The sequence below is a fragment of the Microbacterium sp. ZOR0019 genome (assembly GCF_000800925.1).
In the GTDB taxonomy this organism is placed as follows: Bacteria; Actinomycetota; Actinomycetes; order Actinomycetales; family Microbacteriaceae; genus Microbacterium; species Microbacterium aurugineum.
Genome location: NZ_JRKC01000088.1, coordinates 1 through 9555, shown reverse-complemented (window position 1 = coordinate 9555; position 9555 = coordinate 1). Strand labels below are relative to the sequence as shown.

The 9555-nt window shown below is 69.2% G+C and carries 10 protein-coding genes; 8 read left to right on the top strand and 2 right to left on the bottom strand.

Annotated elements, in window-relative coordinates:
• Nucleotides 1-8 precede the first annotated feature (8 nt).
• From L978_RS16895 to L978_RS16885, 3 genes are read left to right on the top strand one after another with little or no spacing between them, the layout of a single operon-like run.
• Nucleotides 9-1388 (top strand): ABC transporter ATP-binding protein, encoded by a 1380-nt coding sequence (locus L978_RS16895; RefSeq protein WP_231555090.1) that lies wholly within the window; start codon nt 9-11, stop codon nt 1386-1388.
• The gene (locus L978_RS16890) at nt 1364-2929 is read left to right on the top strand and encodes a hypothetical protein (RefSeq protein WP_047524459.1); all 1566 of its coding nucleotides are present in this window, start codon (nt 1364-1366) and stop codon (nt 2927-2929) included. Before L978_RS16895 ends, L978_RS16890 begins: the two co-directional genes overlap by 25 nt.
• A 40-nt stretch (nt 2930-2969) precedes the next feature.
• Entirely contained in the window at nt 2970-3236 is a 267-nt protein-coding gene (locus L978_RS16885; protein WP_026049764.1) for a DUF3039 domain-containing protein, read from the top strand.
• A gap of 2 nt (nt 3237-3238) precedes the next feature.
• On the opposite strand, the gene L978_RS16880 is transcribed toward L978_RS16885, so the two are convergent.
• Nucleotides 3239-4564 (bottom strand): nicotinate phosphoribosyltransferase, encoded by a 1326-nt coding sequence (locus tag L978_RS16880; RefSeq protein WP_047524457.1) that lies wholly within the window; start codon nt 4562-4564, stop codon nt 3239-3241.
• A gap of 63 nt (nt 4565-4627) precedes the next feature.
• Here L978_RS16880 and murI point away from each other — a divergent pair, with 63 nt between their 5' ends.
• From murI to L978_RS16855, 5 genes are all read left to right on the top strand, one after another.
• A complete protein-coding gene (gene murI, locus L978_RS16875; protein WP_047524456.1) occupies nt 4628-5458 on the top strand; it encodes a glutamate racemase in 831 nt (276 codons plus the stop codon).
• A gap of 53 nt (nt 5459-5511) precedes the next feature.
• A complete protein-coding gene (gene rph, locus L978_RS16870) occupies nt 5512-6249 on the top strand; it encodes a ribonuclease PH (RefSeq protein WP_047524455.1) in 738 nt (245 codons plus the stop codon).
• Nucleotides 6246-6845 carry an RdgB/HAM1 family non-canonical purine NTP pyrophosphatase gene (rdgB, locus tag L978_RS16865; RefSeq protein ID WP_047524454.1) on the top strand — a complete coding sequence of 200 codons (600 nt, stop codon included), beginning with the start codon at nt 6246-6248 and terminating at the stop codon, nt 6843-6845. The genes rph and rdgB overlap by 4 nt, the downstream gene beginning before the upstream one ends.
• 62 nt (nt 6846-6907) lie before the next feature.
• Nucleotides 6908-7486: a dihydrofolate reductase family protein gene (locus L978_RS16860; RefSeq protein ID WP_047524453.1), complete on the top strand. Its 579-nt coding sequence runs from the start codon at nt 6908-6910 to the stop codon at nt 7484-7486.
• 85 nt (nt 7487-7571) lie between these two features.
• The gene (locus L978_RS16855; protein WP_047524452.1) at nt 7572-8492 is read left to right on the top strand and encodes a cation diffusion facilitator family transporter; all 921 of its coding nucleotides are present in this window, start codon (nt 7572-7574) and stop codon (nt 8490-8492) included.
• A gap of 31 nt (nt 8493-8523) precedes the next feature.
• On the opposite strand, the gene ligD is transcribed toward L978_RS16855, so the two are convergent.
• Nucleotides 8524-9555: non-homologous end-joining DNA ligase (gene ligD / locus L978_RS16850; RefSeq protein WP_047524451.1), on the bottom strand; the 1032-nt coding region annotated here is incomplete at its 5' end.

Here is a 9555-nt window from a genome sequence, read left to right as displayed (position 1 = left end):
CCGCGGCCGTGCGTGTCGCCGCACCGCGGGCCGCCGTCACCGGGGCGAAGGCGGCTGCGCCGAAGGCTGCGGGAAAGACGCCCGCGACGAAGTCCACGGCCGCGAAGACGGCGGCGGCGAAGACCGCAGCCGCCAAGTCGGCCGCCACCAAGTCCACCGCCCGCGCGACGACCGCGAAGACGGCTGCAGCGAAGACCGCGGCAGCGAAGAAGTCGGCGGCGGCGAGGGCGGCTGCGGCGAAGGCGAAGGCCGAGGCCGATGACGTGAAGGCCGCGCAGACCGATGCCGCCCTCGTGATCGAAGACTCGCCGGTGACCGAGTCTGCTCCGGCGACCGAGTCTGCTCCGTCGTCCGAGTCTGCTCCGTCGTCCGAGTCTGCTCCGTCGTCCGAGCTCGAGTCCGCCCCCGAGGCCGAATCGGCAACGACGGATGCCTCCGTGGCTGCGGTTCCGGCCGTGGACGACCAGGAGGCGCCCGGAACGGAGAGCGGTGAGGACCACGCCGAGCAGACGCTCGTCGCCGAGGCCGACGCAGCCGATGAGGTGACGACGCTCGAAGTCGTCGAGGCTGTCGCCGACTCCGACGATGCGGTGGCCGACGCCCCGGGACGGACCGACGCGACGTCCGCCGGGGAAGCGGTCAGCGTCCGCGGCCTCGTCAAGCAGTTCGGCGACAACCGGGCGGTCGGCGGGATCGACCTCTCGGTGCCTGCGGGTTCGTTCTACGGAGTCGTCGGTCCCAACGGTGCGGGCAAGACGACCACGCTCTCGATCGTCGCAGGCCTTCTGCGGGCCGATGAAGGCAGCGTCACGATCTGCGGTGTCGACCAGGCCGCGCAGCCGCAGGCCGCGAAACGGCTCATGGGCGTGCTGCCCGACCGGCTGCGGACGTTCGACCGGCTCACCGGACGCCAGCTCCTCTACTACTACGGACTCCTTCGGGGGCTCTCCGCCGACGTGATCGAGAAGCGTGCGGCCGATCTCGCCCGCGCATTCGACCTCGGTGACGCTCTCAGCCGGGTCGTCTCGGACTACTCGGCGGGTATGACGAAGAAGATCATGCTCGCCGGCGCGATGATCCACTCGCCGCGCGTCCTGGTGCTGGATGAGCCGTTCGAGTCGGTCGATCCGGTCTCCTCCGCGGTCATCCTGGACATCCTGCGCGCCTACGTCTCGCACGGCGGGACCGTGATCCTCTCCAGTCATGGGATGGATCTGGTCGAGCGTGTCTGCTCCCGGGTGGCCATCATCGTCGGCGGTGAAGTGCTCGCCGAGGGCACGATCGACGAGGTGCGCGCAGGGCAGACGCTCGAAGCGCGCTTCGTCGAACTTGCCGGCTCCAGCGGTGAGGTGGAGGGGCTCGAGTGGCTGCACACGTTCTCCGACTGAGGCTCGCTCTCCTTCTCGGGTCGCTCCGCGGCGAACGCCGGTTTCGGACGCTCCTCGTGTTCGCGGCCGTCATCGCCGTCACGACCGTGGTGTGCATCGCCGTGTTCACGCTGTCGGGTGCGCCCGTCCCGGTCGCGCAGGCGGTCACGGTGCTCGGCGGAGCCGCGCTGCTCCTGGGTTTCCTCGTGGGCCCGATCCTCGTCGGCGCGGTCGACCAGCTCGACCCGCGACGCTTCGCCGTGTTCGGTGTGGACGAGCGCCGGATGCCGTGGGTGCTCACCCTCGCCTCATTCGTCAGTGTGCCCAGTCTCGCCCTCGTCGCCGTCTACACGAGCGTCTGCATCGTCGCGATCGGAGACGGCACGCCCTGGCCCCTCGCGGTGCTGATGACGATCGTCGGCATCCTCACGACCGTGCTCATATCGCGGATCGGCATGGCCATCAACGCCCTGCTGCTGCCGGAGCGTCGGTCCCGGGAGCTCACGGCGTTGTTCGCCCTCGCTCTGCTCGTGATCGCGTTCCCCGTGGCGGTGTTCCTCGGCTCCCTGCGCTGGGACGGGCTCGTGCCTGATTCCTTGTCGACGTTGTCGACCGTGCTCGGGTTCACCCCGTTCGCGGCGTCGCCCGCCTTCCTCTTCGCGTCCGCGGCGGGCGAGACCGCGGCTGCCTGGATCAGCGGCATCATCGCCGTCCTCACCGTCGGTCTCCTCTGGGCGGCCTGGACCTGGCTCGTGCGACGCCTCCTCACGACCACGGAGCGTCCTGTCGCCTCGAGAGAGCGCACCGGACTCGGCTGGTTCGGGCTGCTGCCGTCCAACGCGTTCGGTGCGATCGCCTCGCGGAGCCTCGTGTACTGGCTCCGGGATCGCCGCTACATCATGAACATCATCGTCGTCCCGGTCGCCGGTGTGCTCACGGTGCTGCCGCTGATCGTCGCCGGTGTGCCGGTCGAGATCGCCGCGCTCGTGCCGGTGCCGGTGATGGCACTGTTTTTCGGATGGCTGCCCCACAACGACGTCGCCTACGACTCGACCGCACTGTGGACCCACGTCGCGAGCGGCGTGCGTGGGCTTCCCGATCGCCTCGGTCGACTGGTTCCCGTGCTGCTCGTCGCGATTCCGGTCCTCGCGATCGCGGTACCGCTCTCGCTGCTGCTGATCGGAGACTGGAGTCTGCTCCTTCCGCTCGGTGGCCTCGCAGCGAGCCTGCTCTTCTCCGCCCTGGGCATCTCGAGCATCGTCTCGGTGGTCGCGCCGTACGCGGTCTCCCGTCCCGGCGACAGTCCGTTCCAGCAGCCGCAGCGGCCGACGTCGCGCGGTGCGTACGGGCCGGCTGCAGCGTTCCTCGGCGCGATCGTGCTCAGCGTCCCGACGATCTGGCTGTTCGCGGCCACGATCGTCGAGGGTTCAGCGTATGCGCCGGCGACGTTCTGGGTCGGCCTTCTCATCGGCCTCGCCGTCCTCGCCGCGGGTGCGGTCATCGGCGGACGCATCTTCGAACGCAGTGGCGAGCGGCTGATGGAGTTCGTCGAGACCGCGTGACACCCGCCCGCGGGGGGCTCGACGCCGCTAGACTCACGGGATGAGTACTCCGCTGGACAGCCCCGATCAGGGCGGCGTGGCAACGCTTGATCGCGAACTGGAAGAGCTCCTCCGCGAGGAGAATCTCGAACCGGGCGACCATGAGCGCTTCTCGCATTACGTGAAGAAGGACAAGATCCTCGAGTCTGCGATCACCGGCAAGCCGGTGCGCGCGCTGTGCGGCAAGAAGTGGACGCCGGGTCGTGACCCGGAGAAGTTCCCGATCTGCCCCACGTGCAAGGAGATCTACGAGTCGATGATCGGCTGACCTCAGTCGGCCTCGACGTACACGGTGGGAATCGCCGGGTCGGACTTGCTGAGCGCGAGAGCGCGTACGGGAAGCTCCTCGCGCACCCGCAGGTGGTGCGTCCGCGCGGCCGCCGTTCCCTCCGTCCCCTCGTGTGCGGTGTCGATGTCGCCCGCCTCGACGAACGTCACTTGCAGCGGGCGGCCGTCGGGATGCTCGGCCGGGGTGTCCAGCTCCTCGAAGCCGTCGGAGACCACGACCGTCTCCGCGGTCGCGACGCCGTCGACGAGCGTCCGGAACGCGGCCTTGCGTCCGCCGTACGAGGCCTTGTCCGCGGACGCCTTGGCGACCGCGATCCAGGCCCCCGCCGCGTCCTGCCGCGCCACGAGCTTGTAGACCATGCTCGCGGTCGGGTATCCGGAGCCGGTGACCACCGAGGTCCCGACACCGTAGGCGTCGACCGGCGACGCGGCGAGTGCCGCGATCGCATACTCGTCGAGGTCGCTCGTCACGGTGATCCGTGTGGACGTCGCCCCGAGTTCGTCGAGCTGCACGCGCACATCACCGGCGACGATCGGGAGATCGCCCGAGTCGATACGCACGCCGCCCAGGTCGGTGCCCGCGACGCGGATCGCGGTCTCGACCCCGTTCCGGATGTCGTAGGTGTCGACGAGCAGCGTCGTGCCGACGCCCATGCTGTCGACCTGTGCGCGGAAGGCCTCTTCCTCGGTGTCGTGCAGGAGCGTCCAGGAATGAGCGGCGGTGCCCATCGTCGGGATGCCCCAGCTCCGCCCCGCTTCGAGGTTGCTGGTGGCGCTGAACCCTGCGATGTACGCGGCGCGTGCGGCGGCGACCGCGGAACGTTCGGCAGCACGGCGCGAGCCCATCTCCGCCAGCGGACGCTCGCCCGCGGCGATGCTCATCCGCGATGCGGCCGTGGCCACGGCGGAGTCGTGGTTGAGCACGCTCAGGGCGAGTGTCTCCAGCACCACGGCATCCGCGAACGTTCCCTCGACGGTGAGGATGGGGGAGCCGGGGAAGTAGAGCTCGCCCTCTCGATAGCCCCGGATCGTGCCCGTGAAGCGGTACTCCTCGAGGTGCTTCAGCGATGTCGCGTCCACCACATGCTCGTCGCGGAGGAACCGAAGCTCGTCCTCACCGAAGCGGAACTCGCGCAGCAGTTCGAGGAATCGTCCGGTGCCTGCGACCACTCCGAATCGGCGGCCGCCGGAGAGTCGGCGGGAGAAGAGCTCGAAGACGCTCGGGCGGAAAGCCGTCCCGTCGCGGAGCGAGGCAGCGAGCATCGTCAGCTCGTAGCGGTCGGTGAGCAGCGCCGTCGACGTGGTCATGCGCTCAGCTTACTGAGCGTGCTGATGCACGCGGAGGTGCGCACGCGGGTAGGCTGGGGAGTCATGAACGACGCGCCCATCGGGATCTTCGACTCCGGTGTCGGCGGGCTCACGGTGGCGCGGGCCATCCGCGCCCAGCTGCCCCGTGAGTCGTTCGTCTATATCGGCGACACCGCCCATTCCCCCTACGGCCCCAAGCCCATCGCCGACGTGCGTCGCTATTCCCTCGAAGTGCTGGACACACTCGTCGAGCAGGGCGTGAAGATGCTCGTGATCGCGTGCAACACCGCGTCGTCGGCCATGCTCCGCGACGCACGCGAGCGCTACGACATCCCGGTGGTCGAGGTGATCGGCCCCGCCGTCCGCCGCGCCGTCTCCACCACGAGGAACGGGCGCGTCGGCGTGATCGGCACGGTCGGCACGATCGGATCGCGCGCGTACCAGGACATGCTCGAGGTGGACGAGCGGCTGCAGGTGTTCACGGCCGCCTGTCCGCGATTCGTCGAGTTCGTCGAAGCGGGGATCACCGGTACTCCCGAAGTGCTCGCCGTCGCCGAGGAGTACCTCGCCCCGCTGCGGGACGCCGGCGTCGACACCCTGGTCCTCGGCTGCACGCACTATCCGTTCCTGCGCGGTGCGATCAGCTACGTGATGGGGGAGGGCGTGACGCTCGTCTCCAGCGACGATGAGACCGCCGGCGACGTCTACCGCCAGCTGGTGCGGGGAGATCTGCTCGCACCGCCCGATGCCACGGCCACCTATGTCTACGAGGCCACCGGCGTCTCGGCCGATGACTTCACCGCGCTGGCCAATCGCCTGATGGGCCGGGAGGTCCGCGACGTGCAGCTCGTCCAGACCGGCGTGATCACCCTTCCCGAGCACACCTTCGAGTAACACCGTGTCGAGCCATCCCGACTCGACGCATCACCCTGACCCGAGAGAAGCACATGACCGACATCGTCCGCGTCGACGGCCGTTCCACCGATCAGCTGCGTGAGATCACCATCGAGCGCGGCTGGAGCGCACAGGCCGAGGGTTCGGCCCTGATCAGCTTCGGCGGCACGAAGGTGCTGTGCACCGCCTCGTTCACCAACGGCGTCCCGCGCTGGTTGACCGGCAAGGGCAAGGGGTGGGTCACGGCCGAGTACGCCATGCTCCCGCGCGCCACGAACAGCCGCAATGACCGCGAGAGCGTGAAGGGGCGCATCGGCGGACGCACGCACGAGATCTCCCGGCTCATCGGTCGTGCCCTTCGCGCCGTGGTCGACACCAAGGCGCTCGGCGAGAACACGATCGTCATCGACTGCGACGTGCTGCAGGCGGACGGCGGCACGCGTACCGCGGCCATCACCGGCGCATACGTCGCGCTGGCCGACGCGATCGAGTGGGGGCGCGAGAAGAAGTTCATCGGCAAGAACTCCACGCCGCTGCTCGACTCCGTGGCCGCGGTGTCGGTCGGGATCATCGACGGCGAGCCCATGCTCGATCTGGCATACGTCGAGGACGTGCGCGCCGAGACCGACATGAACGTCGTGGTCACGGGCCGCGGACTGTTCGTCGAGGTCCAGGGCACAGCCGAGGGGGCGCCGTTCGACAAGCGCGAACTGGATGCGCTGCTCGAGCTCGGGGTGTCCGGATGCGACGAGCTGAGGGGCAAGCAGCTCGCCGCGTTGGCGGGGGAATGACGATGAAGGTCGTCCTCGCGACGCACAATCCGCACAAGGTCGCGGAGTTCCAGCAGATCGTCGCGCAGGCACGACCCGACCTCGAGGTCGTCGGCTACGACGGCCCGGAACCGGTCGAGGACGGCGTGACCTTCGCCGAGAACGCACTGATCAAGGCGCGGGCGGCGGCGACGCACACCGGGCTCCCCGCTCTGGCCGACGACTCCGGTATCTGCGTCGACGTCCTGGGCGGTTCGCCCGGGGTCTTCTCCGCGTACTGGGCGGGCCAGAAGAAGGATGCCGGGGCGAATCTCGCGCTCCTGCTCGATCAGCTGCGCGACATCGCCGACCCGCATCGGACCGCGCACTTCACCTCGACCATCGCCCTGGTGATGCCCGACGGCCGGGAGCAGGTCGTCGAAGGCCGGTGGCCGGGGCGTCTGTCACACGAGGCGTCCGGTGGCGGTGGTTTCGGCTACGACCCGATCTTCATCCCCGACGGTCAGCCGCACGGCGAGGAGCGTACGGTGGGCGACTTCAGTGCGGAGGAGAAGCAGTCGCAGTCGCATCGTGCGCGTGCGTTCGCGGAACTGCTGCCGGTGCTCGCTGCACTCTGACGGCCGAAGAAGCGTAACCACTACGGTTGACGTACTTCACGTGTCGTGCTTATCGTGAAGGCATGCGTGAACTGACCTACTACATCGGTGTCTCCCTCGACGGCTTCATCGCGGGCCCCGCGGACGAGGTCGACTTCTATCCCGTCACCCCGGCGTTCGCCGAGTCGCTCGGCACGGAGTTCGCCGACGTGCAGCCGACCTTCGCCCGCGCGGGGCGCGGAGGGGCAGACGCTCCGGTGACGCAGTTCGACACGGTGGTCATGGGGCGCCGGACCTACGAGCCGGCGTTGCAGGTGGGGGTGACCGACCCGTACGCGCACCTGCGCACCATCGTGTTCAGCAGCACGCTCGCCGATCCCGCGGATCCGAACGTCGAGATCGTGCGCACCGATCCGGTCGAACGCGTGCGGCAGGTGAAGGCCGAGGACGGGCTGGGGATCTACCTCGCCGGAGGCGCTGTGCTCGCCGGAGCGCTGATCGACGAGATCGACCGCCTCATCGTCAAGAAGTATCCGGTGATCGCGGGAGACGGGATCCCGATGGCGAGGTTCGCGTTCGCGCCGAAGTCGTTCGACCTCGAGGAAGCCCGGACCTTCGACAACGGATGCGTCGTGCTCACCTACGTGCGCACCCGTCGGTGAACCGCTGGTGACGCTGAGAATCGTTACCCTTCCCGACTAGCGCGAACAGGCCTTCCGGCTGTGATTCCCGGTCTAGCCTGGGGGCATGCACGATCACGCACCCGCCGCCGGCGGCATCCGTTCGGCCAACAGTCGACGCCTGCTGGCGATCTCGCTGACGCTCACGGCGACCGTGATGGTCGTGCAGGTCGTCGGTGCGATCCTGACCGGTTCGCTCGCCCTGCTCGCCGACGCCGCGCACATGTTCACGGACGCCTCCGCGCTCGTGATCGCGCTCATCGCCGCGACCGTGGCCGCGCGACCAGCCGATGATCGACGGACCTTCGGGTATCAACGCGCCGAGGTGTTCGGCGCGTTGATCAATGCCGTGATCCTGATCGCCCTGGCCACGTGGGTGGCGATCGAGGGCATCGGCCGCCTGCTGAACCCCGGCGACGTCGAGGTCGCCGGCGGGCTCATGCTCGTGGTCGCCGTCGTCGGCCTGATGGCGAATGCCGTCTCGATGTGGTTGCTCAGCCGTGCGCAGCGCACGAGCATCAATGTGCGTGGTGCCTATCTCGAGGTGATGGGCGACCTGATCGGGTCCGCCGCGGTCATCGTCGCCGCGATCGTGATCCTCCTGACGGGATGGATGCCGGCCGATGCGATCGCCTCCCTGTTCATCGCGGCGATGATCATCCCGCGAGCGATCGCGCTGCTGCGCGAAGTGTTCTCGGTCCTCGCCGAGTCGGCGCCCAAGGGCACCGCCGTCAGCGACATCCGCACCCACCTGCTGGGGTACGACGGTGTGGTCGGCGTGCACGATGTGCACGTGTGGCAGCTCACGCGGGGCGCGCCGGTGTTCACGGCGCATGTCACCGTCGAGCCGCAGCTGTTCGCCGACGGGAGGTCGACGCAGCTCCTCTCCGACATGCAGGCGTGCTTGGCCGATCACTTCGATGTCGAGCATTCGACGTTCCAGATCGAGCCGGCTGAGAAGTCGGACTGCGAGCCGCACCACGCGTGAACGCTCCGAACGCTCCGGTGCGGGGGAGTGGTCAGCGCTCCACGACGATGTCGTCCGGCTCCTTGTCGGGCCGCAACCCTCGCCATCGTGCGTGTCGGAGCACCCCATCGGGGGTCCAATTGGCGAACTCGACTTCGCCCACGAGCTCGGGATGCACCCAGAGCGCGTCGGACGCGTCGGGCGCGGGCACGCCGTCGAGGGGCGCTGTCTCCCTGCGCAGCGGGTCGAGGCGTGCGAGCAGATCGTGGAGGATGCGGTCGGTGAATCCGGTTCCCACCCTCCCGACGTAGCGCAACGGCGCTGATCCGCCTCGGCCGCCGGAGCGGTCGGGCACCGCGAGCAGGAGCGAGCCGAGTGTGCTCTCGCGATCGCCTTTGCCCGGCCGGATCCCGACGATCACGGCCTCCTGCATGCGCGTGTGCTTGAGCTTCAGCCAGGACGGGCTGCGCTGCCCCGGGCGGTAACGGGACTGCGGGTCCTTCACCACGACGCCTTCGAGACCGAACTCCCTGCTGGCAGCGAGGGCCGCGTCGACGTCGTCGAAGACCGGAGGGATCTGTATCGGGGCGTCGAGACCCGCGACGACGTCTTCGAGCAGGATGCGGCGCTCGCGCAGCGGCATGCCCGTGAGATCGTGCCCGTCGAGGCGCAGCAGGTCGAAGAGCATGTACACGATCGGCGTGCGGACCACCTCCCGCTCGATCTCGCGCGGACGGGTCAGATGCATGCGGTTCTGCAGCAGGGAGAAGCTCGGGCGTCCCTGGCCGTCGAACGCCACGATTTCCCCGTCCACGATCGCGTCGGCGACGGGCAGGAAAGGGGCGCCGTCGGCGGTGAGTTCCGGATAGCGGGTCGTGATGTCGGTGCCGCGCCGCGCGTGCAGGAGCATCCGTCCGTCGGCCCAGGTGCCCAGGGCTCGGATGCCGTCCCACTTCACCTCGACCCAGGACGGATCGCTCAGCGCCCGCGCGACCCCGGCGGTGCCGTTCTCGGCGAGCATCGGCGCGAGGGGCGCGGCCGTGGCGCCCCGTGAAGGGGCCGAAGCGCCCCGCGGGTGGCGGGG

Coding starts and splice junctions, on each gene's coding strand:
- L978_RS16885 (WP_026049764.1), top strand. CDS start 2,970: ATGAGTACTCCGCTGGACAGCCCCGATCAGGGCGGCGTGGCAACGCTT.
- murI (WP_047524456.1), top strand. CDS start 4,628: ATGAACGACGCGCCCATCGGGATCTTCGACTCCGGTGTCGGCGGGCTC.
- L978_RS16855 (WP_047524452.1), top strand. CDS start 7,572: ATGCACGATCACGCACCCGCCGCCGGCGGCATCCGTTCGGCCAACAGT.
- rph (WP_047524455.1), top strand. CDS start 5,512: ATGACCGACATCGTCCGCGTCGACGGCCGTTCCACCGATCAGCTGCGT.
- L978_RS16880 (WP_047524457.1), bottom strand. CDS start 4,564: ATGACCACGTCGACGGCGCTGCTCACCGACCGCTACGAGCTGACGATG.
- L978_RS16860 (WP_047524453.1), top strand. CDS start 6,908: ATGCGTGAACTGACCTACTACATCGGTGTCTCCCTCGACGGCTTCATC.
- rdgB (WP_047524454.1), top strand. CDS start 6,246: ATGACGATGAAGGTCGTCCTCGCGACGCACAATCCGCACAAGGTCGCG.